Annotated in this window: 22 protein-coding genes and 4 tRNA genes; 12 read left to right on the top strand and 14 right to left on the bottom strand. The window is 71.0% G+C overall.

Annotated elements, in window-relative coordinates; genetic code table 11:
* Positions 1–114: 114 nt before the first annotated feature.
* The 3 genes from DW297_RS13105 to DW297_RS13095 form a co-directional block, all read right to left on the bottom strand.
* A tRNA-Val gene (locus DW297_RS13105) sits at positions 115–189 on the bottom strand.
* A gap of 26 nt (positions 190–215) precedes the next feature.
* Positions 216–286, bottom strand: a tRNA-Cys gene (locus tag DW297_RS13100).
* 52 nt (positions 287–338) lie between these two features.
* Positions 339–411, bottom strand: a tRNA-Gly gene (locus DW297_RS13095).
* Between the two features lie 151 nt (positions 412–562).
* Here DW297_RS13095 and DW297_RS13090 point away from each other — a divergent pair.
* Positions 563–638: transfer RNA gene (locus DW297_RS13090), tRNA-Val, on the top strand.
* 27 nt (positions 639–665) lie between these two features.
* Here DW297_RS13090 and DW297_RS13085 read toward each other — a convergent pair.
* Both DW297_RS13085 and DW297_RS13080 read right to left on the bottom strand, forming a co-directional pair.
* Positions 666–2,330 carry an alpha-amylase family protein gene (locus tag DW297_RS13085; protein ID WP_136033082.1) on the bottom strand — a complete coding sequence of 555 codons (1,665 nt, stop codon included), beginning with the start codon at positions 2,328–2,330 and terminating at the stop codon, positions 666–668.
* Positions 2,327–3,292 (bottom strand): TIGR03885 family FMN-dependent LLM class oxidoreductase, encoded by a 966-nt coding sequence (locus DW297_RS13080; RefSeq protein WP_136033080.1) that lies wholly within the window; start codon positions 3,290–3,292, stop codon positions 2,327–2,329. Before DW297_RS13080 ends, DW297_RS13085 begins: the two co-directional genes overlap by 4 nt.
* Before the next feature lie 141 nt (positions 3,293–3,433).
* Between DW297_RS13080 and DW297_RS13075 the strand changes: the two genes are divergently transcribed.
* The 3 genes from DW297_RS13075 to DW297_RS13070 all read left to right on the top strand — a co-directional run bounded on the left by DW297_RS13075 (position 3,434) and on the right by DW297_RS13070 (position 4,719).
* Complete coding sequence (locus tag DW297_RS13075) at positions 3,434–3,859, top strand: GIY-YIG nuclease family protein (protein WP_136033078.1); 426 nt, start codon at positions 3,434–3,436, stop codon at positions 3,857–3,859.
* A 111-nt stretch (positions 3,860–3,970) separates the two neighbouring features.
* A complete protein-coding gene (locus DW297_RS18960; RefSeq protein WP_168387310.1) occupies positions 3,971–4,144 on the top strand; it encodes a hypothetical protein in 174 nt (57 codons plus the stop codon).
* A 17-nt stretch (positions 4,145–4,161) separates the two neighbouring features.
* The gene (locus tag DW297_RS13070; RefSeq protein ID WP_136033077.1) at positions 4,162–4,719 is read left to right on the top strand and encodes a dihydrofolate reductase family protein; all 558 of its coding nucleotides are present in this window, start codon (positions 4,162–4,164) and stop codon (positions 4,717–4,719) included.
* A gap of 74 nt (positions 4,720–4,793) precedes the next feature.
* On the opposite strand, the gene DW297_RS13065 is transcribed toward DW297_RS13070, so the two are convergent.
* From DW297_RS13065 to zapE, 4 genes are all read right to left on the bottom strand, one after another.
* Entirely contained in the window at positions 4,794–5,180 is a 387-nt protein-coding gene (locus tag DW297_RS13065; protein ID WP_136033075.1) for an SPW repeat domain-containing protein, read from the bottom strand.
* Between the two features lie 94 nt (positions 5,181–5,274).
* A complete protein-coding gene (locus tag DW297_RS13060; RefSeq protein ID WP_136033073.1) occupies positions 5,275–5,874 on the bottom strand; it encodes a type II toxin-antitoxin system PemK/MazF family toxin in 600 nt (199 codons plus the stop codon).
* A 19-nt stretch (positions 5,875–5,893) separates the two neighbouring features.
* Positions 5,894–7,132 (bottom strand): ammonium transporter, encoded by a 1,239-nt coding sequence (locus DW297_RS13055; RefSeq protein WP_136033071.1) that lies wholly within the window; start codon positions 7,130–7,132, stop codon positions 5,894–5,896.
* A gap of 117 nt (positions 7,133–7,249) precedes the next feature.
* Positions 7,250–8,299, bottom strand: a complete 1,050-nt coding sequence (gene zapE / locus DW297_RS13050; protein ID WP_136033069.1) for a cell division protein ZapE — start codon at positions 8,297–8,299, stop codon at positions 7,250–7,252.
* Positions 8,300–8,445: 146 nt separating this feature from the next.
* Between zapE and DW297_RS13045 the strand changes: the two genes are divergently transcribed.
* Positions 8,446–9,339 carry a sulfurtransferase gene (locus tag DW297_RS13045; protein WP_136033066.1) on the top strand — a complete coding sequence of 298 codons (894 nt, stop codon included), beginning with the start codon at positions 8,446–8,448 and terminating at the stop codon, positions 9,337–9,339.
* 19 nt (positions 9,340–9,358) lie between these two features.
* Positions 9,359–9,790, top strand: coding sequence for a SufE family protein (locus DW297_RS13040; RefSeq protein ID WP_136033064.1), 432 nt, complete (start codon positions 9,359–9,361; stop codon positions 9,788–9,790).
* Here DW297_RS13040 and DW297_RS13035 read toward each other — a convergent pair.
* Positions 9,774–10,928 carry an alpha/beta hydrolase family protein gene (locus DW297_RS13035; RefSeq protein WP_136033062.1) on the bottom strand — a complete coding sequence of 385 codons (1,155 nt, stop codon included), beginning with the start codon at positions 10,926–10,928 and terminating at the stop codon, positions 9,774–9,776. The genes DW297_RS13040 and DW297_RS13035 overlap by 17 nt on opposite strands.
* Before the next feature lie 25 nt (positions 10,929–10,953).
* Here DW297_RS13035 and DW297_RS13030 point away from each other — a divergent pair, with 25 nt between their 5' ends.
* The 4 genes from DW297_RS13030 to DW297_RS13015 all read left to right on the top strand — a co-directional run bounded on the left by DW297_RS13030 (position 10,954) and on the right by DW297_RS13015 (position 16,140).
* Positions 10,954–11,535, top strand: coding sequence for a DUF3000 domain-containing protein (locus DW297_RS13030; protein WP_136033060.1), 582 nt, complete (start codon positions 10,954–10,956; stop codon positions 11,533–11,535).
* Complete coding sequence (locus DW297_RS13025; protein ID WP_136033058.1) at positions 11,528–12,721, top strand: ribonuclease D; 1,194 nt, start codon at positions 11,528–11,530, stop codon at positions 12,719–12,721. Before DW297_RS13030 ends, DW297_RS13025 begins: the two co-directional genes overlap by 8 nt.
* Before the next feature lie 75 nt (positions 12,722–12,796).
* On the top strand, positions 12,797–14,002 hold the full coding sequence (locus DW297_RS13020; RefSeq protein ID WP_136033056.1) for a thiolase family protein: 1,206 nt from the start codon (positions 12,797–12,799) through the stop codon (positions 14,000–14,002).
* Complete coding sequence (locus DW297_RS13015) at positions 13,999–16,140, top strand: 3-hydroxyacyl-CoA dehydrogenase NAD-binding domain-containing protein (RefSeq protein ID WP_136033054.1); 2,142 nt, start codon at positions 13,999–14,001, stop codon at positions 16,138–16,140. The genes DW297_RS13020 and DW297_RS13015 overlap by 4 nt, the downstream gene beginning before the upstream one ends.
* Here DW297_RS13015 and DW297_RS13010 read toward each other — a convergent pair whose 3' ends face one another.
* From DW297_RS13010 to DW297_RS13000, 3 genes are read right to left on the bottom strand one after another with little or no spacing between them, the layout of a single operon-like run.
* Entirely contained in the window at positions 16,141–17,805 is a 1,665-nt protein-coding gene (locus DW297_RS13010; RefSeq protein WP_136033052.1) for a GMC oxidoreductase, read from the bottom strand.
* A complete protein-coding gene (locus DW297_RS13005) occupies positions 17,795–18,709 on the bottom strand; it encodes a YegS/Rv2252/BmrU family lipid kinase (protein ID WP_136033049.1) in 915 nt (304 codons plus the stop codon). Before DW297_RS13005 ends, DW297_RS13010 begins: the two co-directional genes overlap by 11 nt.
* Before the next feature lies 1 nt (position 18,710).
* On the bottom strand, positions 18,711–20,339 hold the full coding sequence (locus DW297_RS13000) for an FAD-binding oxidoreductase (protein WP_240744620.1): 1,629 nt from the start codon (positions 20,337–20,339) through the stop codon (positions 18,711–18,713).
* Positions 20,340–20,392: 53 nt separating this feature from the next.
* Here DW297_RS13000 and DW297_RS12995 point away from each other — a divergent pair, with 53 nt between their 5' ends.
* Positions 20,393–20,953 carry a TetR/AcrR family transcriptional regulator gene (locus DW297_RS12995; RefSeq protein ID WP_206251198.1) on the top strand — a complete coding sequence of 187 codons (561 nt, stop codon included), beginning with the start codon at positions 20,393–20,395 and terminating at the stop codon, positions 20,951–20,953.
* Entirely contained in the window at positions 20,950–22,407 is a 1,458-nt protein-coding gene (locus tag DW297_RS12990; RefSeq protein WP_136033044.1) for a glycerol-3-phosphate dehydrogenase/oxidase, read from the top strand. Before DW297_RS12995 ends, DW297_RS12990 begins: the two co-directional genes overlap by 4 nt.
* A gap of 19 nt (positions 22,408–22,426) precedes the next feature.
* Here the strand turns inward: DW297_RS12990 and dxs are convergent, their stop codons facing one another.
* On the bottom strand, positions 22,427–24,367 hold the full coding sequence (gene dxs / locus DW297_RS12985) for a 1-deoxy-D-xylulose-5-phosphate synthase (RefSeq protein WP_136033042.1): 1,941 nt from the start codon (positions 24,365–24,367) through the stop codon (positions 22,427–22,429).
* Positions 24,368–24,404: the final 37 nt, after the last annotated feature.

Below are 24,404 nucleotides of genomic sequence, written 5' to 3'. Positions count from 1 at the left end.
GGTGGTCGCCGTCGTCATGACGGTGTCACTCGTGCGCAAGGTGTTCCGCCGCGGCTGACGGTCGCGACTGTCCTCTCGACGCGAAAAACCCCCGGGGATCCCGGGGGTTTTTGGTGGTGCGCGATACTGGGATCGAACCAGTGACCTCTTCCGTGTCAGGGAAGCGCGCTACCGCTGCGCCAATCGCGCCCGTTGGGGCTATTCAGTTTCAGGTGAGGTGGCGACGGGATTCGAACCCGTGTAAACGGCTTTGCAGGCCGGTGCCTAGCCGCTCGGCCACGCCACCGTGTGGATTGACCCCACGTGCTGCCGATCTTCGAAAAGACCTACTGCACTCGAGCGGATGACGAGACTCGAACTCGCGACCCCAACCTTGGCAAGGTTGTGCGCTACCAACTGCGCTACATCCGCATTTCGTTCCCGGTTGTCCCGGGCACTCATGAAACATTAGCCGATGAATCCCCGCCTGCCAAACCCGGACCGAATCTCGCGCGTGTCTCGCGGAGTGGTCATCGGAGGCTCCGAGCGTCCGGTAGTATCGGTTGACGTACCCCGCGGGTATGGGCGATTGGCGCAGTTGGTAGCGCGCTTCCTTCACACGGAAGAGGTCATCGGTTCGAGTCCGGTATCGCCCACCACATTCTCCTTCGCAGGCTCACTGCCCCTCAGAGGATTCGTCCGTCTCCCGGTCGCGATACGCGCAGCCAGCGGTAGCCGTAAGCCGGCACCTCGAGCTCCACGGCTCCATCGTCGTCGAGGGTGATGCGCTCCGCCTCCAACAGGTCGACGAGCGCCGTCCCCGCGGGCTCATCCGTGAGGCGGAACCGCGTCGTGGCTGGACGCTCGGCGAAGTTGTGAACCGCGATCATCCGGCCGACGTCGGCCCGCAGCGAGTGCACCAGGAGCGCATCCACCGGCTGCTCGACCACGGCGAACTCCCCCCAGCCCAGCTCCGGAGACACCCGGTACCGCGAGGTGAGCTCGCGGAGGAAGTGCAGCAGCGAACCGCGGTCCTCCAGCTGCGCGGCGACGTTCACGTGCTCGGGCGCGTAGCCGTCTGCGGGTGGCTTCGACACCAGTCGGGACGGGGCGGCGTCCGAGAACCCGCCGTTCCGGTCCGCCGACCACTGCATGGGGGTGCGCACGGACTCCCGCCCGGCGATGTCGATGTTCTCCCCCATCCCGATCTCCTCCCCGTAGAACAGCACGGGGGTCCCGGGGAGCGTGAACAGCAGGCTGTACGCCATGCGGATCCGGCGGGGATCGCCCTCGAGCATCGGGGGCAGACGGCGGGTGATGCCACGCCCGAACACCCGCTGTCGCTCGTCCGGGGCGAACGCCTCGAACACCTCCTGGCGCTCGGCGTCGCTGAGCTTGTCGAGCGTGAGCTCGTCGTGGTTGCGCAGGAAGTTCGCCCACTGCACCTCGGGACCCAACGCCGGCCGCGAGGAGAGCGCCTCGATGAGCGGCGCCGGATCGCGCCGCGCCAACGACAGGTACAGCGCCTGCATCGCCACGAAGTCGAACTGCATCGTGAGCTCGTCGCCGTCCGTGCCGCCGAAGTACTCGACCTGCTGGTCGTAGGGCAGGTTCACCTCGCCGAGGAGGATCGCCTCGCTCGAACGCCGCTGGAGGAAGCGGCGCATATCCCGCAGGAGTTCGTGCGGGTCGGGGATGTCGGCTCCGGCCGGGATCTCCAGGAAGAAGGGCACCGCGTCGACCCGGAACCCGGAGATGCCGAGCTGCAACCAGAAGCCGATCACCTTCGCGATCTCGTCCCGCACGCGGGGATTGGCCACGTTCAGATCCGGCTGATGCTCGTAGAAGCTGTGCTGGTACCACTGCCCCGACTTCTCGTCCTTCGTCCAGATCCCGTCGGCCTGTCCGGGAAACACCGCGTTCTTCTGGCCCTTCGGCGGTGCGTCGTCTCGCCACACGTAGTAGTCGCGGTACGGCGAGTCCACACTGCGGATCGCGGCGCGGAACCACGGATGCCGATCGGAGGTGTGGTTGATGACCAGGTCGACGATCACGCGCATGCCGCGGTCGCGCGCCGTGCGGATCACCTCCACGAGGTCGCCGTGGGTGCCCAGGCGCGGATCGACGCCGTAGAAGTCGCTCACGTCGTAGCCGTCGTCGCGGTCGGGGGTGGGATAGAACGGCATGAGCCACAGGCACGTCACCCCCAACTGCGCGAGGTAGTCGATGCGCTGCGCGAGGCCCCGGAGGTCGCCCACGCCGTCGCCGCTCGTGTCGAGGAACGTCTCCACGTCGAGGCAGTAGACGACGGCGGTCTTCCACCAGAGGTCGCTCGTGTCGGTGATCTTCACAGCAGCTCCTTCATCCGGGGCAGCACCGCATCGGCCGCGACTGCCAGAAAGCCGGACTGCTCCTGTCCGACGTGGTGGAGGTACACGCGGTCGAAGCCGATCCGGGCGAGTGCGGCGACCCGCTCCGCGAGCGCCACGGGATCGTGCTCGACCAGTACCGCCGACCGCAGCGCCTTCTCGTCGACCGCGCCCACCGCGGCGTCGAAGTCCTCCGGCTGCTCGATGTTCCACGCGAGCGGCGGCGTCAGCACGCCCTGTCGCCACTGCGTGCGGGCGAGGTCGAGCGCCTCGGCGTCGGTATCGGCCCAGCTGACGTGCACCTGCAGGATGCACGGCCCCTCTCCGCCCGCCGACCGGTACGCGTCCACCACGCGGGCGAGCGCGGCGGGCTCCTGCGCCACGGTCGCCAGGCCCTGAGCCCACGATGCCGCCCACCGCGCCGTCTCCGCGCTCACCGCGGTTGCAAGCAGGGGCGGCGGCTGCGTGGGACGGCTCCACACCCGCGCCCGATGGACGCGCACGAGCCCGTCGTGCGTGACCTCCTCGCCGTCCAGCAGCCGGCGGATCACGTCGACGCTCTCCCGCAGCCGCCGGTTGCGGACCTCCTTGCTCGGCCACGGGTCGCCCGTGACGTGCTCGTTCATCGCCTCCCCGCTGCCCAGCGCCGCCCAGAACCGCCAGGGGAACATCTCCTCCAGCGTCGCGAACGCCTGCGCCATCACCACCGGGTGATACCGCTGTCCCGGCGCGTTCACCATCCCGATCGAGAAGCTCGTGCGTGCCAGCGCCGCCGCGATCCAGCTCAGTGCGAATCCCGACTCGCCCTGCTCCGGCAGCCACGGCGCGAGATGGTCGGAGCACATCGCGCCGTCGAACCCTGCGGCTTCCGCGGCGACGACGGCGTCGAGAAGCGCGCTCGGGGGGATCTGCTCGTGTGACGCGTGGAATCCGATGAAGGCCATATCGCGAGTGTGGCAACTCCGGCCGCGCCGGGCGCCGTGCTTGACATGAACGCTCGGTGATGGCAGGAGCGTTCGTTCTCGGTCGGTGCGCGCGAGGGCGACCGTGGACCGCGTGTCGGCCACCCTCCGTAGGATGCCGCTGTGCCCACCCCCGGTCCCCTCCCCTCCCCGTGCGGCCTCTGCGGTCACCCCACGGGAGTCCGCATCGACGGGGCCCTGCATTGCGCGGCCTGCGGATGGCGCTACGGTGATGCGCCTGACCCCGACCTCCCGTTCCCCCGCATCGACGTCGTCTACTACCTCCGCTTCGACGAGCGGGTCAAGATCGGCACCAGCCGCCGGCCACGGCAGCGCCTGGCGAGCATCCGGCACCACGAGCTGCTGGCCTTCGAGCAGGGCGGGCGTGCCCTCGAGCAGCAGCGCCACCGCGAGTTCGCCGCGGAACGCGAGGGCGGAGAGTGGTTCACGCTCACCCCTCGCGTGCGCGCACACATCGCCGGGCTGCGCGACGCGGGCGAGCCGTGGCTGCTCTACGCACGCTGGCTGAGCACGGCACTCCGCGCCTGATCCCGTACCACCGCCTCGGCTCCCGCACCAGGGCCTGGTCGCCGGGCGGCGATCGCGAGAGCATGCCGACAGCGGGACGCGACCGGCGACCCGTGCACGAGAGGAGCCGACATGACCGGACGAGAGAACACCCCCGCCGACGACCTGAGCGCTCAGGACCCCCTCGCGGGCGACGGCAGCGGCGACCCGAACACCGACCGGGAGTTCCTGCAGGATCTGCCGCCCGCGCAGGTCGACACCGAGCAGGTCGCCGAGCACGCCGCGGACGACGACGAAGACGCCTGACCGCGGACGGAGAAGCCATGGGGACGCTGCGCTACTCGATCAACGTGACGCTCGACGGCTCGTGCCACCACGAGGCCGGGCTGCCGCCCGACGAGGAGTCGATGCGCTACTGGACCGCGCAGGTGCGTGAGGCCGACGCCATGCTGTTCGGCCGGGTGACGTACGAGCTCATGGAGTCCGCGTGGCGCCGCCCCGCCTCCGGCACGTGGCCGGAGTGGATGCGCCCGTGGGAGGTGCCGTTCGCCACGGCCATCGACCGCGCCCGAAAGTACGTGGTCTCGAGCGGCCTCGACGCGGTCGACTGGAACGCCGAACTGCTCCGCGGCGACCTCGTCCGGCAGGTCGCACGGCTCAAGACCGAGCACGCACGCTTGTCCGTGGGCGGCGTGACTCTTCCCGTCGCCCTCGCCCAGCACGGCCTCATCGACGAGTACGAGTTCCTGGTGCACCCGGTCGTCGCCGGACACGGGCCCCCGCTGCTCGGCGGGCTCACGGGGCAGCTGCGCCTCGAGCTCGTGGACCGCCGGGAGCTGCGCTCGGGCGCCGTCGTCACCCGGTACCGGCCGGCGAGCTGACCGGCGTCCCGCGCGCACGGAGACGGCGGGCGGCCGCTGTCTGGCTGACCACCCGCCGCCGTTCCGCGGGGATGTCACGCGGTCGCTGCGCGCCCCCGGGTGGTCTGCGGCTGCGGCTGCGAGAACAGCACGACCACGATCACGGCCGCGCCCACGACCACGTGCGGAAGCCAGACGTTCAGGGGCTGGTCGGCGAAACCGAACAGCCACGGCGAGAGCGCCAGGAACAGGCTCGCGACGATGTCGAACACCAGGTGCACGGGCATCGGGATGAGCCCGAACGGACCCCATTCGTACTTCGTGAACAGGCTGTAGACGATGAGCCCGACGCCGAGGACGATCGGGATGACGACGGCGGCACCGCCGACACTCGCGAAGCCGAACAGCCAGGGCGCGGCGATCAGGGCGATCCCGACGACGTAGTCGAGGATTCCGTGGACCTTGGTGGGGATGAAACGCATGATTCCTCCTTGTGTGGCGCCGCTGTGCGCGACTCACCAAGGGTTCGCAGCCATCGCCCGATCGGATTGGATGCCGCGGATCGGTGCGCGCGCGTCAGGCCCGCGCCCACCCGTAGCGGGCGGCCAGGGCCGAGGCGACCCTGGCGTAGCGCTGGCGGTCGAGCGCAGCCGCCTCCCTCCGCAACCCGCGCTCGTGCACGCTGTACAACTGCTCGATGTCCACCCACGACTCGCGACCCTGGGCGTCCCAGGCGCCGGAGCCGATCGAGAGGTAGTCGCGGTCGCCGTCATGCGGACGGCTGGTCATCCGCACGGCGTACACACGGTCGTCGGACTGCCGCCCGATCACGAGCACCGGCCGGTCCTTCCCCCGCCCGTCCCCCTCCTCGTACGGCACCCACGTCCACACGACCTCGCCGGCGTCGGGGGCCCCGTCCCGTGCCGGGGCGTAGGCGACGCGGAGCGCGCGGATCCGCGCGGGGTCGATCCTGATCGTCTCGGTCCCGGCGGTCCGCCCGGCATCGAGCGTGTCCGCCTGTCGCGGTGAGCCGTGGCGGGCGGCCTGCTCCTCAGGTGTGCGCAGACGCGCGGTCGGGCGCCTCGGACCGGAGGTGGTCCGAGACGCCCGACCGGAGTTCACCGCCTTGAGCAGGATCTCCGCGAGTGTCGTCAGGATGCCGTTGGTCTTGCCCACACGGTCACCCTAACCGCGATCACGCGTCCGCGAGCGCGTAGCCCTCCTCGCCGTGGACGACCTGGTCGACGCCGGCGATCTCGTCCTCGCTCGTGATACGGAAGCCGATCGTCTTCTGGATCGCGAAGCCGATCACGAAGGCCACCACGAAGGAGTAGATCAGCACACCGAGCGCGGCGATCACCTGGACCGCGAGCTGACGGGCGTCGCCGCCCACGAACAGGCCGGTGCCGGTGGCGAAGAAGCCGAGGTACACGGTGCCGATGAGGCCGCCGACGAGGTGGATGCCCACGACGTCGAGCGAGTCGTCGAAGCCCAGGCGGAACTTCAGCTCGACGGCCAGGGCGCACACCACACCGGCGACCGCGCCCAGCAGCAGCGACCAGCCGGGCGTGAGGTTGGCGCAGGCCGGGGTGATCGCGACCAGACCCGCCACGGCACCCGAGGCGGCGCCGACCGAGGTCGCCTTGCCGTCCTTGATGCGCTCGATCAGGATCCAGCCGAGGATCGCCGCCGCCGTCGCACCGAGCGTGTTCAGGCCGATGAGCCCGACGCCGCCCATGTCCTCCGCGAGCCACTCGGCACCGGCGTTGAAGCCGAACCACCCGAACCACAGCAGCGCGGCGCCCAGCAGCGTCAGCGGCACGTTGTGCGGCTTGAGGATGCCCTTCTGGAAGCCGATCCGCTTGCCGAGCACGAGCGCGAGCGCCAGAGCCGCCGCACCGGCGTTGATGTGCACCGCGGTCCCACCGGCGTAGTCGATCACGCCGATGCCGCTGTCCTCCCCGAACAGCGTCGTGCCGAGGTTCATGATCCAGCCGCCGCCCCAGACCCACGCCGCCACCGGGAAGTAGCCGACCGTGGCGAACACGCCAGCGAAGATCAGCCAGCTGCCGAACTTGGCGCGGTCGGCGATGGCGCCGGAGATCAGGGCGACGGTGATGATCGCGAACGTGGCACCGTAGGCGACGCCCAGGAGCGCGACGTTCGATCCCTCGCCCGATGCCAGGTTGGACAGGCCGAAGTCGGCGAACGGGTTGCCCGCGAACGCGGTCGGGCTGTCGACGGCGCTCATCGAGAAGCCGAAGAGAATCCACAGCACGGCGACGAGTCCGATGGAGCCGAAGCTCATCATCATCATGCTGACGACGCTCTTCGCCTTGACGAGACCGCCGTAGAAGAAGGCGACGCCGGGCGTCATGAGCAGAACGAGCGCCGTCGCGGTGATCGCCCACGAGATGTTGCCGGGAGCATCCATAAGGAAAACCTCACATCCGAAGTAATTGAGAGCTTCAGTGTGACCACGCACGGTTTCGCCCATGCGTGAGGTTTGTTTCCCCGCTGTTACAGCGTGCGCTCCGGTGTGAACATCGCGTTACGCGGCCCTTCGGGCTTGCGCAGAATGCGTGAGGGCGTTGAGGCGGGAGATGGCGCGCAGGTACTTCTTGCGATATCCGCCGGCGAGCATCTCGTCGGAGAACACCGCGTCCAGACCCAGGCCGGTCGCGACGATGGGGAGCTGCGCGTCGTACACCCGGTCGACGAACGCCACGAAGCGCAGCGCCTCGGACTGATCCGTCAGCTGGCGCACGCCGCGGAGGCCCACCAGCGCGAGGCCGTCGATGAGGCGGATGTACCGCGAGGGGTGCACCTGGGCGAGGTGCCGGATCAGGTCGTCGAACGCGTCGTCGGACGCGGGCCCCTCGGCCCCGTCGATCGCTGCCGCGTAGGCCGCATCATCCCGGACGACCGCGTGGCCGTCGATCGCCCGCTGACGGAAGTCCACGCCGTCGATGCGCAGCGTCTGGAAGCTGTCGGACATCGCGTGGATCTCGCGCAGGAAGTCCTGCGCGGCGAAGCGCCCCTCCCCCAGCGCGTTCGGCGGCGTGTTCGACGTCGCGGCGAGCTTGGTCCCGGTGGGCACCAGCTCGCCCAGCAGCCGCGTCATGACCATGGTGTCGCCCGGGTCGTCGAGCTCGAACTCGTCGATGCACAGCAGATCGGCGCCCTTGAGCAGGTCGACCGTGTTCTTGTAGCCGAGGGCCCCGACGAGCGCCGTGTACTCGATGAACGACCCGAAGTACTTCCGGCGGGCGGGCATCGCGTGGTAGATCGACGCGAGCAGGTGCGTCTTGCCGACGCCGAAGCCACCGTCGAGGTAGACGCCCGGCTTGAGCTCCGGCTCCTTCTTCGCCCTGCTGAACAGTCCCCCGCGCTTGACCGGGGCGCCGCGGCCCGAGAAGCGCAGCAGCGTCTGCTTCGCCTCCTCCTGCGAGGGATACGCGGGGTCGGCGCGGTAGCTGTCGAACGTGGCCTCGTCGAACTGGGGCGGCGGCACCAGGCTCGCGAGCATCTCGGGCCCGGTGACGGTGGGCGTGCGGTCGGTGAGGTGCACGGTGCCGGTGCGGGTGGTCGGGTCGGTCATCACGGTCCTGAATCAGGCGGCGGCCTGTGTCGAAGTCTTACGGATCCGGTGCCGGGGGCACGGGGAGCATCTATCGTCGGAAGAGACGGATCAACACTACGCCGTCTTGCCCGACCGCTCGCCCGCTCACCCGCTACGGAGACCCCATGGCCATCGAGTTCGACTCCTCCTCCTCCAAGTTCGCCGAGTATGCCGAGCCCGGACGGCTCGTGACGACGCAGTGGCTGGCAGAGCGGCTCGGCACTCCCGGGCTCGTCGTGGTGGAGTCGGACGAGGATGTGCTGCTCTACGAGACCGGCCACATCCCCGGTGCCGTGAAGGTCGACTGGCACACGGAGCTGAACGACCCCGTGGTCAGGGACTACGTCGACGGCGAGGGCTTCGCGGCGCTGCTGAGCCGCAAGGGCATCGCCCGCGACGACACGGTCGTGATCTACGGCGACAAGAACAACTGGTGGGCGGCGTACGCGCTGTGGGTGTTCTCGCTCTTCGGGCACGAGGACGTGCGACTGCTCGACGGAGGCCGTGACCGCTGGATCGCGGAGGGTCGCGAGCTGACCCGCGAGGTCACCGAGCGCCCGACCACCGAGTACCCGGTGGTGGAGCGCGACGACTCCGTGATCCGCGCCTACAAGGAGGACGTCCTCGCCCACCTCGGCAACCCGCTCATCGACGTCCGCTCCCCCGAGGAGTACAGCGGCGAGCGGACCACCGCCCCCGCCTACCCGGAGGAGGGCACGCTGCGCGCCGGCCACATCCCGACCGCCCAGAGCGTGCCGTGGGCCAAGGCGGTCGCGGAGGACGGCGGCTTCAAGAGCCGTGCAGAGCTCGACGCGATCTACCGCGACGGCGCCGGGCTGAAGGACGGCGACGACGTGGTGGCCTACTGCCGGATCGGCGAGCGGTCGAGCCACACGTGGTTCGTGCTGAAGCACCTCCTCGGCTTCGAGAACGTGCGCAACTACGACGGATCCTGGACCGAGTGGGGCAGCGCGGTGCGCGTTCCGATCGTCACGGGAGCCGAGCCCGGCACGGTCTGACCGTGGGACAATGGCGGGGATGAGCGCCACCGACCTGCCCGACACCCTCGCCGAGATCCGCGACGGGTTCCTGGAGACTCCCGAGGCCGACCGCCTCCTGCTCCTCCTCGAGTTCGCCGACGAGCTGCCTCCGGTGTCTGAGGAGGTCGCGAACCACCCCGAGATGTGCGAGCGCGTCGCCGAGTGCCAGTCGCCCGTGTACATCTACGTCGAGGTGAACGACGACATCGTGACGATGCACGCGACCGCACCGGAGGAGGCGCCGACCACGCGCGGCTTCGCGAGCATCCTCGTGCAGGGCATCACGGGCCTCACGTCCGACCAGGTGCTGGCGATCCCCGAGGACTACCCGCAGTCGATCGGGCTCACGAGAGCGGTGTCGCCGCTGCGCATCGGCGGGATGACGGGAATGCTCATGCGCGCCAAGAACCAGGTCAGGCAGAAGCGCTGAGACCCTGGTCCGCCAGCCACGACGTGATCGCGGTGGCCCAGCCCCGCTCGTCGTAGTTCCACAGCTTCGTGTGGCGGGCGACGGTGAACCGCGGCATGGTGACCAGATCGGGTCGCGCCTCCTGCAACGCCCGTGACGCGTCGACGGGCACGAAGCCGTCGTCGTCGCTGTGCAGGATCAGGATCGGTGCGGCGAGCTCGTCGGCGCGCGCGACCATGTCGAGCCGGTCGAACAGGATCGGCTCGTCGGCGCCGCTCAACCGCGCCGTGAGCGGCAGTTGCAGGGCGCTCATCGCCAGGTCGGGCAGCGGGGGCCGGACGCGGAGGAGCTTCGCCTGGAAGCGCAGCACCGTGCGCCAGTCGACCACCGGGGACTCGAGGATGACGCCGGCGATCCGGTGCCGGTTGCCCGAGCTCACGGAGGCCTGCAGCGACACCGCGCCGCCCATGGACCAGCCCATCAGCACGACACGCTCGGCGCCGTGGCGCAGCGCGTAGGCGATGGCGGCGTCGACGTCGCGCCACTCGGACGCCCCGAGGGCGTAGGCGCCGGCCCGCGTGCGCGGTGCCTCGCCGTCGTTGCGGTACGACACCACGAGGTTCGGCAGCCCGGCGGCGTGCAGCACGGGCACCGCGCGGAGGCACTCCGACCTGGTCGTGCCGCGGCCGTGCACCTGGATCACCCAGGTGGAGGACGACGCCGGGAAGAACCAGGCGGGGCACGGCCCGGCGGGCGAGCCGATCAGCACGTTCTCCCACCGCAGGTGCAGCTCGCTGGGAGAGGTGTAGTAGGAACCGCTGAAGGAGGCGCCGCGGTCGACGCTGGCGCCCGGCTCGATCTTGGTGAGCAGCTTGCGACGCACCGTCGTGCTGTCCGCGCTCAGCACGGCCCCCAGCTTCACGTAGCCGTAGGTCCCCGTGGTGAAGAGCCCGTAGCGCCCCGGCAGCTCGGTGTCGAGAGTGCGACCGAGCTCGATGGTCTGCGCACCGGTGTCGATCGCGAGGATCTCCGTGTCTGGCACCTTGCGCATCGGGGTGACCACGCGTCGCGCGACGGCGAGCACCAGGAATCCGGCGGCGGCTCCCAGCGCGAGGAGTGCGGGGACAATGAACTGGGCGGCGTGCCTGAGACTCTTCATCGCCTTCCGACTCTAGCCTGTTGCCGTGACCGCACATCCCGAGGCCGGGACGCCCTTCGACAGCGCCGTCGCCGAACTGCGTGAGACCGCGTTCCGCGATGACATCACGGTGCGCGAGATCCCGACGCCGCAGGGCCTCGCCCCGTTCGCGATCGCGCTCTCCGCCGATGTGCGGCCCGGCGAGGACGGCGACTCCGTGTACGGCACCGGCCGGTTCATCCTGCTCCACGATCCCGACGAGCCGGATGCCTGGGGCGGCGCCTGGCGCATCGTGATCTTCGCGCAGGCGCCGCTGGAGACGGAGATCGGCACCGACCCGCTGCTGGCCGACGTGACGTGGTCGTGGCTGGTGGACGCGCTCGACTCGCGCGGCGCGGTCTATCGCGCGCCGTCGGGCACCTCGACCAAGACGCTGTCCAAGGGTTTCGGCGGCCTGGCCGACGAGGGCGACGGGGCACAGATAGAATTGCGGGCGTCCTGGACACCGGATGGCCCCTTCCGACCGCACGTCGAAGCGTGGGCCGAGCTGGTCGGCATGCTGGCGGGACTTCCGCCGGGCTCCGAGGGCATCGCCGTGATCGGCGCGCGAAAGGCTGTACGTGACTGAATACTCCGTGATCTCCGACACCGAGGAGTTCCTGGCGGCGTGCGCGGCGCTCGTGGCGGGCTCAGGCCCCGTGGCGGTCGACGTCGAGCGGGCGTCCGGTTTCCGCTACTCGCAGCGGGCCTACCTGGTGCAGGTGTTCCGTCGCGACAGCGGCGTCTTCCTGTTCGATCCTCCGGCGATCGGTGACATGGGCGCACTGCAGACCGCGATCGGCGATGTGGAGTGGGTGCTGCACGCCGCGAGTCAGGACCTGCCGTCGCTGCGGGAGCTGCACCTCGAGCCGCGCACGATCTTCGACACGGAGCTGGCGGCGCGGCTGCTCGGTCACGACCGCGTCGGGCTCGCGGCGGTGGTGGAGGACACACTGGGCATCACGCTGAAGAAGGAGCACTCGGCGGCTGACTGGTCGACCCGTCCGCTCCCCGCCGCCTGGCTCGAGTACGCCGCGCTCGACGTGCTGCACCTGGTGGACGTGCGCGACGCCCTGGTCGCCGAGCTCGAGGAGCAGGGCAAGACCGACTTCGCCGCCCAGGAGTTCGCGGCCACGCTGGCGCGCACGCCCAAGGCCCCGCGCGAAGATCCGTGGCGGCGCCTCAGCGGGTTGCACCAGGTGCGCGGCGCCCGTAACCTCGCCGTCGCCCGCGCCCTGTGGGAGGCGCGGGAGATGTACGCGCAGCAGCAGGACATCTCCCCCGGCCGGCTCGTCCCCGACCGCTCGCTCGTGGCGGCCGTGCTCGCCAACCCCGCGTCGAAGCAGGCGCTGGCCGGCATCAAGGAGTTCCAGGGTCGCGCGAGCCGCACCCAGCTCGACCGCTGGTGGCAGGCCATCGTCGACGGTCGCGCGGCCGAGCAGCTGCCGCGCGAGCGCGTCCCCAGCGACACCCTTCCCCCGCCGCGCGCCTGGTCCGATCGGAACCCCGAGGCGGACGCACGGTTGAAGGCCGCACGCCCCGCGGTCGAGGCGGTGGCGGAGGAGCTGGGCATGCCCACCGAGAATCTCCTCACGCCCGACTACCTGCGCCGCGTGTGCTGGGACTCCCCCGGCACCACTGCGGCGGAGATCGGCGACGCCCTCGCCGCGCTCGGTGCGCGTCCCTGGCAGATTGAACAGACCGCACAGAAGATCGCGGACGCCTTTGTAGAGGCGGCGCAAGCGCCCGACACCACCTCCCCGACCGCTTCGTAGGTTCGATCCAACCGATTCCTCCCGGTTTTCACGGCTTCCTAGACTGAGGTCAACCCCAAGAAACCTGGAGGCAGAGTGGCCGAGATCTCGGACGTCTTCTTCGTCGATGGCGTGCGCACCCCGTTCGGGCGCGCCGGCGAAAAAGGCATGTACTGGAACACCCGCGCGGATGACCTCGCCGTCAAGGCGACCATCGGGCTGATGGAGCGCAACGCCGCCGTGCCGGCCGACCGCATCGACGATGTCGCCATCGCGGCGACCAGCCAGACCGGTGACCAGGGGCTCACGCTCGGCCGGTCCGTCGCGATCCTGGCCGGTCTCCCCCAGACGGTGCCCGGACTCGCGGTGGAGCGCATGTGCGCGGGCGCGATGACCAGCGTCACCACGATGGGCGCGTCGATCGGCGTCGGCATGTACGACCTCGCCCTCGCGGGTGGCGTCGAGCACATGGGCCACCACCCGATCGGCTCCAACGCCGACCCCAACCCGCGCTTCGTCGCCGAGAAGATGGTCGACCCTGGCGCGCTCAACATGGGTGTCACGGCGGAGCGCATCTTCGACCGGTTCCCGCACCTCACCAAGGAGCGCTCCGACCGCTTCGGCATGCTGAGCCAGCACAAGGTGCAGGCGGCGTACGACGCCGGCAAGATCCAGCCCGACCTGGTTCCCGTCGCGATCAAGGGCGCCGACGGCGCGTGGGGTCTGGCCACCGAGGACGAGGGCCGTCGCCCGCAGACCACGATGGAGGACCTCGCCGGACTCAAGACGCCGTTCCGTCCGCACGGACGCGTCACGGCGGGCACGTCCTCGCCGCTGACCGACGGCGCGACCATGTCGCTGCTCGCCGGTGGGCGTGCGGTGAAGGAGCTCGGTCTCGCGCCGAAGATGCGCATGGTGTCGTTCGCCTTCGCGGGCGTGCAGCCGGAGATCATGGGCATCGGACCGATCCCGTCCACGGAGAAGGCGCTCAAGAAGGCCGGACTCGACATCTCCGACATCGGGCTGTTCGAGCTGAATGAGGCGTTCGCGATCCAGGTGATCTCGCTCCTCGACCACTTCGGCATCGCCGACGACGACCCCCGCGTCAACCAGTGGGGCGGGGCGATCGCGCTCGGACACCCCCTCGCGGCCTCCGGCGTCCGACTGATGATCCAGCTCGCCGCACAGTTCGCCGAGCGTCCCGACGTCCGCTACGGCCTGACCGCGATGTGCGTCGGCCTCGGTCAGGGCGGCTCGGTCATCTGGGAGAACCCGCACTACGACGGAAAGAAGAAGAAGTGAGCTACGACGACGTCGACTTCTCGCCCATCCAGGCGCTGACGGAGGGCGAGGTGATCACGCACTCCCCCGTGCGCGACATCCGCCTCCCCTCCGGCAAGGTCCTCGCCCTCATCACCCTCGACAACGGCCGCGACCACACGCGCCCGAACACGCTCGGGCCGGCCACGCTCACCGAACTCGGCGAGACGCTGGACGCGCTGAAGGCACGGGCGGCGTCCGGGGAGATCCAGGCCGTCGGCATCACGGGCAAGCAGTACATCCTGGCCGCCGGCGCCGACCTGTCCGACATCAGCAAGGTCGGCTCGCGCGACAACGCCCGCCTCATCGCGCAGCTCGGGCACCGGGTGCTCGGCAAGCTCGGTGAGCTCGGCGTGCCGTCGTTCGCGTTCGTGAACGGTCTGGCGCTCGGTGGAGGGCTGGAGATCGCGCTGAACTCCAGCTACCGCACCGTCGACGCCTCGGCCGCTGCCGTGGCGCTCCCCGAGGTGTTCCTCGGCATCATCCCCGGCTGGGGCGGCGCCTACCTGCTGCCGAACCTCATCGGCATCGAGAACGCGCTCGAGGTCGTCATCTCGAACCCGCTCAAGCAGAACCGCATGCTGAAGCCGCAGCAGGCGTTCGACCTGGGCATCTTCGACGCGATCTTCCCCGCCGCGAACTACCTCGAGAACTCGCTGACCTGGGCCGACGCGGTCCTCGGCGGCAAGAAGGTGGAGCGCAAGAACGAGCCGGGCAAGATCGAGCGGCTCACCAAGTGGCCGATCGCGATCAAGATGGCGCGCGGCATGCTCGAGTCGAAGATCGGCACCGTGCCGAAGTCGCCGTACGCGGCGCTCGACCTGCTCGACAAGGCCAAGAGCGGCACCAAGGCCGAGGGCTTCGCCCGCGAGGACGAGGCACTGGCCGAGCTCGTGACCGGCGATCAGTTCGCCGCCTCGATGTACGCCTTCGATCTCGTGCAGAAGCGGGCCAAGCGCCCGGTCGGCGCGCCCGACAAGGCGCTCGCGAAGAAGGTCACCAAGGTCGGCATCATCGGCGCCGGACTCATGGCGAGCCAGTTCGCGCTGCTCTTCGTGCGCAAGCTCCAGGTCCCCGTCCTCATCACCGACCTCGATCAGGCGCGGGTCGACAAGGGCGTGGCGTACATCCACGACGAGATCGGGAAGCTGGAGGGCAAGGGGCGCCTCGACGCCGACACCGCCAACAAGCTGCGCGCGCTGGTCACGGGCACGACCGACAAGAGCCTGTACGCCGACTGCGACTTCGTGATCGAGGCGGTCTTCGAAGAGGTCGGCGTCAAGCAGCAGGTCTTCGGCGAGATCGAGAAGATCGTGGCGGAGGACACCATCCTCGCCACGAACACCTCCTCGCTCTCGGTCGAGGAGATCGGCGCGACGCTCGCTCACCCGGAGCGCCTGGTCGGGTTCCACTTCTTCAACCCGGTCGCCGTCATGCCGCTGATCGAGATCGTCAAGACGCCGAGCACCTCCGAGGCCGCGCTGTCCACGGCTTTCGTGGTCGCGAAGAACCTGGGCAAGAACGCGGTCCTGACCGCCGACGCACCCGGCTTCGTGGTGAACCGTCTGCTGGCCAAGGTCATGGGCGAGGCTGCGCGCGCGGTCTACGAGGGCACCCCGATCGCCGAGGTGGAGAAGGCGTTCGCGCCGCTCGGCCTGCCGATGGGGCCGTTCCAGCTGATCGACCTGGTCGGATGGAAGGTCGCCGCCCACGTGCAGGACACGATGGTGCACGCCTTCCCCGACCGGTTCTACGCGAACGAGAATTTCCACGCCCTCGCCGCGCTCGACCAGGTCGTGGAGAAGGACAAGGGCGGCCGGGTGGTCGGCTGGAGCAAGCAGGCCGAGAAGGTCATCAAGCCCGCACTCGGCAAGAGTCCGGCCTCTGCGGCGACCATCCTGCAGCGCGTGCAGGACGGCCTGGCGACGGAGATCAAGCTGATGCTGGACGAGGGCGTCGTGCCCGAGGTGGAGGACATCGACCTGTGCCTCATCCTCGGCGCAGGCTGGCCGTTCATCGACGGCGGCGCCTCGCCCTACCTCGACCGCGAGGGCGCTTCGGAACGCGCCTTCGGCGGCTCGTTCCACACGCCGCAGATCCGCGGCATCGAGAACCGCTGATCAGTCCGACGACGGGGGCCGTGCCGAGCGCGCGGCCCCCGTCGTCGCGTCCTGGGCAGGGCGCTCGTCGGGCTCCCCGTGGCGCGGCCAGTGCGACATCGCCCGTTCCGCCAGGGCGGTGATGGTGAGCGACGGGTTGACACCGGGGTTCGCGGGGACCGCAGCACCGTCCACGACGTGCAGCCCGGGATGACCCCAGACGCGGTGGTACTCGTCCACGACGCCGGTCTCCGGGGCCGAGGAGATGACCGCCCCGCCGAGGAAGTGCGCCGTCAGCGGGATCCCGAACACCTCCGGCCACGACCCGCGCGCCTCGGCACGGATCCCGCTCTCCTGCTCGAGCCGCGCCGCGATCGCCTGCGCCGCACGGTGTGCCTCCGGCAGGTGACTCGGGTTCGGCGCACCGTGCCCCTGCGCGCTGGTCAGACGCCAGCGCCCGAACCGCCGCCGCAGCGACAGCGTGAGGGAGTTGTCGGCGGTCTGCATGACGAGGGCGATGATCCCGCGCTCGCTCCACCGCCGGAGCGACCCGAGCCGGGCCGCGGTGACCGGTGCGCGGAGGATTCCCCGCACGAGCGCTGCCAGGCGTCCGGGCAGCGACCTCTCCCCCGGCACGAGCACGGTGGCCAGAGCTCCCATCAGGTTCGACCCCGGACCGTAGCGGACGTTCTCGACGTGGGTGCGCTCGTCCACGTGGAAGGACGTCGTGATCGCCACACCCCGCGCGAGGTGAAGCTGCTCCGGAACGCGCACGGCCACGGCGCCGTCGAGCGCCTCGGAGTTCGTGCGGGTCAGGCGCCCCACGGCGTCGGGTATCCGAGGGAGCGCGCCGGTGTGCTTCATCCGGTGCAGCAGCTGCTGCGTGCCCCAGGTGCCGGCGGCGAGCACGACCTCCCGCGCCGTCACGGTGCGGGCCCGGCGCCGCAGCCAGGCCCCGCTGCGCACGGTCGTGATCGCGAAGCCGCCCGTCGCCAGCTCCCGCACCTCGGTGACCGTGCGGAGGGGCTCGATCGCGACTCCGCGTCGCTCCGCCAGCGCGAGGTAGTTCTTCACCAGGGTGTTCTTCGCGCCGACGCGGCACCCCACCATGCAGTTGCCGCAGAGCGTGCACCCCGTGCGGTCGGGACCCTCCCCGCCGAAGTACGGATCGGGCACGCGGCGCCCCGGCTCGCCGAACCACACCCCGACGGGTGCCCGGCGGAAGCTCTCCCCCACGCCGAGGTCGTCCGCGGCGCCCGCCATGATCCGTTCGACCGGCCCGCTGTGCGGATACGCATCGACCACGCCGAGCATGCGCTTCGCCGTGGCGTAGTGCGGAGCGAGCGCCGCCCGCCAGTCACGGATCGAGCCCCACTGCGGGTCGGCGAAGAACGCGGGGCCCGGCTCGTAGAGCGTGTTGGCGTAGTTGAGCGAGCCTCCGCCCACACCGGCTCCCGCGAGGATCATGACGTGCGGGAGGCGGTGGATGCGCTGCACGCCGAAGCACCCGAGCGCGGGCGCCCACAGGTACCGGCGCACGTTCCAGCTCGTCTTCGCGAAGTCGTCGTCGGCGAAGCGCCGCCCGGCCTCGAACACGCGGACACGGTAGCCCTTCTCGCTCAGCCGCAGCGCCGCGACCGAGCCGCCGAAACCCGACCCCACGACCACGACGTCCTCATCGAACACGGGCGTCTCCCTCGCTCGGTGGGGTCATCATCGTCAGCGCACCCGTCCGCACGGAGATGGTGCAGACGTCCTCGCCCCGGCGCTCGCCGTCGGCGTACACCACGAGTCCGGGCGCGGCGACCGTGACGCGGCGCGCTGCCGTGTGCTGCACCTCGGGACGGGCCAGGTGGGCGCCGCGCAGCAGGAGGGGGAACAGCCGCACGAGTCGGGTGCGGCCGAGCGGTGCGACGCGGACGACGTCGAGCCGCCCGTCGTCGGGCAGGGCGCCGACGCACACCGGCATACCTCCGCCGTAGCTGGCCGTGTTCCCGATGGCCACCAGAGTCCCCCGGGCGGTGATCGGCCGTTCGTCGTCGACCGTGACGGTGAAGTCGAGCGGCCGCAGCCGGACGAGCTCGATGAGCAGGGCCAGGTAGTACCGGAGGGCGCCGGAGGGCCAGCGCAGACGGTTGGTGCGGTCGCTCACCCTCGCGTCGAAGCCCAACGCCACGACCGTGAGGAAGGCGGCACGACCCGCGCGCGTCTCGACCTCACCCACGTCGATCGCCCGGGGCGTGCCGGTGAGGGCGAGTTCGACGGCTGCGGCGGCGTCGTGTCGCGGCAGGCCGAGCGCGCGGGCGAGGTCGTTGCCCGTCCCGGCGGGCACCAGGGTGATCGGGACGGCGGCGGCGCACACGACATCGAGGATGCCCGACAGCGTGCCGTCCCCGCCGACCACCACGAGCCCGTCCGGCCCGCCCACGAGGGCTTCAGACGCCAGCGCCGTCGTGTCCGCCGCCGAGTCCCCGGCGTAGAGTCTGACGCTCGCGCCGCGCTGTCGAAGGTGTGCCACTGCGAGCTCGGTCAGACGGCGGCCGCGCCCCTTGCCCGCGCGGGGGTTCGACAGCACCGCGATGTGGCCCACGTCAGTCCCCCGCCGGGAGGGCAGCGGGGATCACGGCGCCCGGGTTCAGGAGCGCCTGCGGGTCGAGCTCGCGCTTGATCGCTGCGAGGATCCGCATCCCGGCCGGCCCGAGCTCCTGCGCCAGCCAGGGCGCGTGATCCCGTCCGACCGCGTGATGGTGGCTGATGGTGCCCCCGTGCGCGAGGATCGCGTCGTTCACGCGTGCCTTGACGGTCGTCCACACCGGGAGCGGATCGCTGCGGATCCCGGCCAGGACGGTGAAGTACAGCGACGCCCCCGTGGGGTACACGTGCGAGACGTGGCACATCACGGTCGACCGGGCCCCCGCGTCGCGGAAGCCCTCGCGCAGGGCGGTCTCGACCGCGGCCTTCAGCGTCGCGAGCCCCGTCCAGGTGGTGGCGGTCTCGAGGGTCTCGCAGAACACACCGGCGTCGAGCAGGGAGTCGCGCAGGTAGGGCCCGTCGAATCGGCCGGCCGCCCACTCCTCCGCATCCCCTGCGCCCGACGACGTCCCGCCCGCCGCGCGCAGCAGCGCGGTCGTCCGGGCGCGCCGCGCGTCGATGTCATCGCCCTCGTACACCGTCACGACGCTGGCGCCGCGCGCGATCGCCTTCCCGATCCGGCCGACCTGCGCGAGACCGACGGCGGTCTCGGCCTCGTCGGACAGACGGATCACGGTGGGACCCGCGCCGTGCTGCGCGACGCGGCGGAGTCCGTCGACCCCGTGCGCGAAGTCGGGGAACGACCATGACTCGAACACCCGCTCGGCCGGCACGGGGTGCACGCGCACGCGGACCTCGGTGATGACGCCGAAGATGCCCTCCGACCCCAGGAACAGCCGGATCAGGTCGGGTCCCGCGGCGGATCCGGGAGCCCGGCCGAGCTCGAGGTCGCCCGTCGGTGTCGCGACCCGGAGCCCGGTGACCATGGTGTCGAAGCGTCCGTACCCTGCGGAGTTCTGGCCCGACGAACGCGCGGCCGCGAAGCCGCCGATGGTCGCATAGCGGAAGCTCTGCGGGTAGTGTCCCAGCTCGAGCCCGTGCGCTGCCAGCTGCGCCTCGGCGTCGGGGCCGGTGGTCCCGGCCGCGAACACCGCCTCGCCGCTGAGCGCATCGACGCGCAGCAGGCCGCGCAGGCGGCGCAGATCCAGGCTGATCACGGCGCGGTGGGGTCCGCGCTCCGGATCGAGCGCGCCGACCACGCTCGTGCCCCCGCCGTAGGGGATCACCGCGATGTCGCGCTCCCCGGCCACGGCGAGGCATGCCATGACCTGAGCGTGGTCGGCGGGGAGCACGACCCCGTCCGGCACGCGTTGATCGCGCTCGCGGCGCCGCAGCAGGTCCGGGGTGGAGCGCCCGCCGGCGTGACGGATCCTCGCCTCGTCCGCGTGGTCCACCCCGTCGACGCCGACGACGGCCGCGAACGCCGCCCGGTCGTCGTCGGTGAGCGCGCTCGGTCGGACGCGCACCTCCGCGAGCGACGGCGGCGGCGCAGGGCGGCGCACTCGCCCCAGCAGCAGCGGGATCAGGGCTCGCACGGAGCGCGGAAGCTCCTTCGCCTTCGCCGGATCACCCCAGCCGTTCCACCGCATGGGCTCCTGTTCGGCGGCCCTGCCGATCTCGTCCTGCATGCGTTACAGTGTGACACATCATGGAAGAACGTCAACCTGTCGGAGTCCCACCCGTGTGGGAACCGACGCAGACGCGGGTCCTCGACGCGGCCGACGAGCTCATCGTGCGCACCGGCATCCACGGGGTCACGATCGCCGCGCTTGCGCGCCGCTCCGGACTCAGCCGTCCGACGATCTACCGCACCTGGAGCGATGCCGACGACGTGGTGCGCGCCGCTCTGCTGCGGCGCGTCGGAACCCTCATCGGACGCTTCTCCGCGGTCGCGGACACCCGAGCCGCCCTGGTCGACGACATCCTGACGTTCACGGCCCTGTTCCGCGCCGACGACGTCTACGCCCGGCTGCTCGACGAGGAGCCGGAGGCCTTCACGCGCTACACGCTGCAGCGCGTCGGGTCGAGCCAACGGCTCATCCTCGGCTGGCTCGCCGCAGCCATCGGACGGGGCCAGAAGCACGGGTCCGTGCGGGCCGGAGCGCCCGAGGAGATCGCCGTGATGCTGCTCCTGATCGCCCAGTCGGCCGTGCTGTCGCACGCGACCGTGGCCGACCTGATCGACGAGGACGCGTGGGAGCGCGAGCTCCGCGCCGCCGTGGACGGACACCTGCGACCGTGACCGACCCGGCCACCGCCCTCCACGCCGCCCGCCGCCGACGCGATCTCGCCGCGGGAGCGGAGGAGACCTGCGACGTGCTGGTGGTCGGCGGAGGCATCACCGGCGTCGGTGCGGCTCTCGACGCCGCCTCACGCGGACTCCGCGTCACACTGATCGAGGCCGAAGACCTCGCGTTCGGCACGAGCCGCTTCAGCTCGAAGCTCGTACACGGCGGACTGCGCTATCTCGCCACCGGGGATGTCGCCACCGCGAACGAGAGTGCGCTCGAACGACACCTGCTGATGACGGTGATCGCGCCGCACCTCATCCGTCCGCTGCCGCAGCTGCTGCCGTTCGCCGCAGGGGTGACGCTCCGCCAGCGCTCCGCCGGTTCGATGGGCATGGCCATGGGCGACGCGCTGCGACTGCGCGCCAGGACGCCGCGTCGGGTGCTGCCACCGCCGCGACTGGTGGGGCCGCGCGAGGCCCAGCGGCTGTTCCCCGCTCTGCGTCGCCGTGACCTGCGCGGCGGCGTGCTCGGCTTCGACGGGCAGCTGGTCGATGACGCCGCGCTCGTGGTCGCTGTCGCACGGACGGCGGCGGGGCGGGGCGCGCGCATCCTCACACGGGTGCGGGCCGAGGAGCTGCACGACGGTGGAGCGACCGTCGTCGACACGCTCACGGGCGAGCGGTTCGAGCTGCGCGCCCGGGCCGTCGTGAACGCCACCGGCGTCTGGGCGGGAACGCTCGACGACAGCATCCGCGTGCGCCCGAGCCGCGGCACGCACCTCGTGCTCGACGCGGACGACCTGGGCCGCCCGACCGCGGCGTTGACCGTTCCCCGGGAGGGCTCGATCAGCCGCTACGTGTTCGCGCTGCCGCAGCGCCACGGGCGGGTGATCGTGGGGCTGACCGACGAGGACGCCCCCGGGCCGGTCCCGCGCGTCGCCGCGCCCACCGAGCCCGAGATCGCCTCGCTGCTCGCCACGCTGAACCGACTGCTGGCGACCCCCCTCACGCGAGACCACGTCCGCGGGGCGTTCGCCGGACTGCGGCCCCTGGTGGACAATGGCGCCGCGTCGTCCGCGGACGTGTCCCGGCGGCACCTGGTGCACATCTCCCCCGGCGGGTTCGTGTCGGTGCTCGGCGGGAAGCTCACGACCTACCGTCGGATGGCCGAGGACGCGGTCGACCTCGCCCTGCGTCACCGCGGGATCGACGCACCGCCCAGCAGCACCGCGGCTCTGCGGCTCGTGGAGGACACGGGCGCGCGGTGGGGTGCACCGGACCACACGTCGGATCCGCCCGCGCTCTCACGCGCCGCGGTCGAGTTCGCCGTGCGGTGCGAGGGCGCGCTCACCGCGGACGACGTCCTGGAACGACGCAGTCGCCTCGCGCTGGTCGCCGCCGACGCGGAGCGCGCACGACCGACCGTCGAGCACATTGTCACGGAGACCCTCGCCGATCTGGACTGATCCCGCCGCGGGCCCCGGATCAGTGGCGCTCGTGCAGCGGGAGGTCGATCGTACCGGTCTCTCCCGCGTGGCGCGCCTTGGGGATGCGCGTCCCGAGCACCTGCGCCACCACGTCCTGGGCGATCTTCGACGCGGTGAGCCCCGCATCCGCGAGGATCTGGTCGCGCGACGCGTGGTCGATGAACTCGTCGGGCAGCCCCAGCTCGTCCACGGCCGTGTCGATCCCGGCCTCGCGCAGCACCTGGCGCACGCGCGTGCCGATGCCGCCGACGCGGATGCCGTCCTCCAGGGTGATGACCAGGCGATGACGAGCGGCGTGCTCGACGACCGACGGCTGCACCGGGATCGCCCAGCGCGGGTCGAGCACCGTCGCACCGATGCCCTGCGCGCGGAGGCGGTCCGCCACATCGAGGGCGAGCTCGGCGAACGGGCCGATCGCGACGATGAGCACGTCTTCGCTCTCCCCCCTGGCCAGCACGTCGACGCCGTCAGCGAGGCGCTCGATCGCCGGGAGGTCGGGCGCGACCTCCCCCTTCGGGAACCGGATCACGGTGGGCGCGTCCTCGACGGCGACCGCCTCGTCCAGCGCCTCGGTGAGTCGCACGCCGTCGCGCGGCGCGGCGATGCGGATGTGCGGCACGATCTGCAGCATCGCGAGGTCCCACATGCCGTGATGGCTCGGACCGTCGGGACCGGTGACCCCGGCCCGGTCGAGCACGAAGGTGACGCCGGCACGGTGCAGCGCGACGTCCATGAGCACCTGATCGAAGGCGCGGCCCATGAAGGTCGCGTACACCGCGACCACCGGGTGCAGTCCGCCGTAGGCGAGTCCGGCCGCCGAGGCCACGGCGTGCTGCTCGGCGATGCCCACGTCGTACACCCGATCCGGGAAGCGCTCTGCGAAGGGGGCCAGTCCGGTCGGCCGCAGCATCGCCGCGGTGATCGCGATCACGTCGGAGCGCCGTTCGCCCACGTCGACCAGCGCGTCGGAGAACACGTCGGTCCATCCGCGCCCGCCGGAAGACAGCGTCTCCCCGGTCGTGGGGTCGATGCGCCCGACCGCGTGGAACTGATCGGCGTCGTCGTCGCGCGCGGGCTGGTACCCGCGCCCCTTCTCGGTGATGGCGTGCACGATGACGGGCGCGCCGTACGACTTCGCGAGCTCCAGGGTCTCCAGCAGGGCCGGGAGGTCGTGGCCGTCCACCGGGCCGAGGTACTTGATGTCGAGGTTCGAGTAGAGGGCCTCGTTGTTCGTGAAGCGGGAGAGGAAGCCGTGCGTGCCACCCCGCACCCCACGGAACACGGCCCTGCCGACGGGGCCGAACGCGCGGAACAGACGGTCGGACTTGTGGTGGAGGTCCTTGTACGCGGCCGCCGTGCGGACCCGGTTCAGGTACCGCGACATCCCGCCGATCGTGGGTGCGTAGGAGCGGCCGTTGTCGTTGACGACGATCACCAGGTTGCGGTCGTTGTCGTCGGAGATGTTGTTCAGCGCCTCCCAGGTCATGCCGCCGGTGAGCGCACCGTCGCCCACGACCGCGACCACATGGCGGTCGGCGCGTCCGGTCGCGGTGAGGGCGCGGGACACGCCGTCTGCCCAGCTCAGCGAGCTCGAGGCGTGGGAGGACTCGACCACGTCGTGGGGGCTCTCGCCGCGCTGCGGGTAGCCGGCCAGACCGCCGCGCACGCGCAGTCCGGAGAAGTCCTGGCGCCCTGTGAGCAGTTTGTGCACGTAGGACTGATGCCCGGTGTCGAAGATGAAGGGGTCGTCGGGAGACGAGAACACGCGGTGGAGGGCGATGGTGAGCTCCACGACGCCGAGGTTCGGCCCCAGGTGGCCCCCGGTACGCGAGACGTTCTCGACGAGGAACGTGCGGATCTCGGAGGCGAGTTCTTCCAGTTGCTCTGGCGACAGGCGGTCCAGGTCGCGGGGTCCAGAGATGCTCGGAAGAATGGGCATCTGCGCCTCCTCACAGGCTTCGACAGAGACGCCCGTC

The organism is Microbacterium sp. PF5 (genome assembly GCF_004794315.1).
GTDB lineage: Bacteria > Actinomycetota > Actinomycetes > Actinomycetales > Microbacteriaceae > Microbacterium > Microbacterium sufflavum.
Note: the sequence above shows the minus strand (reverse complement) of the source record. Positions and strands in the feature narration are given on the sequence as shown.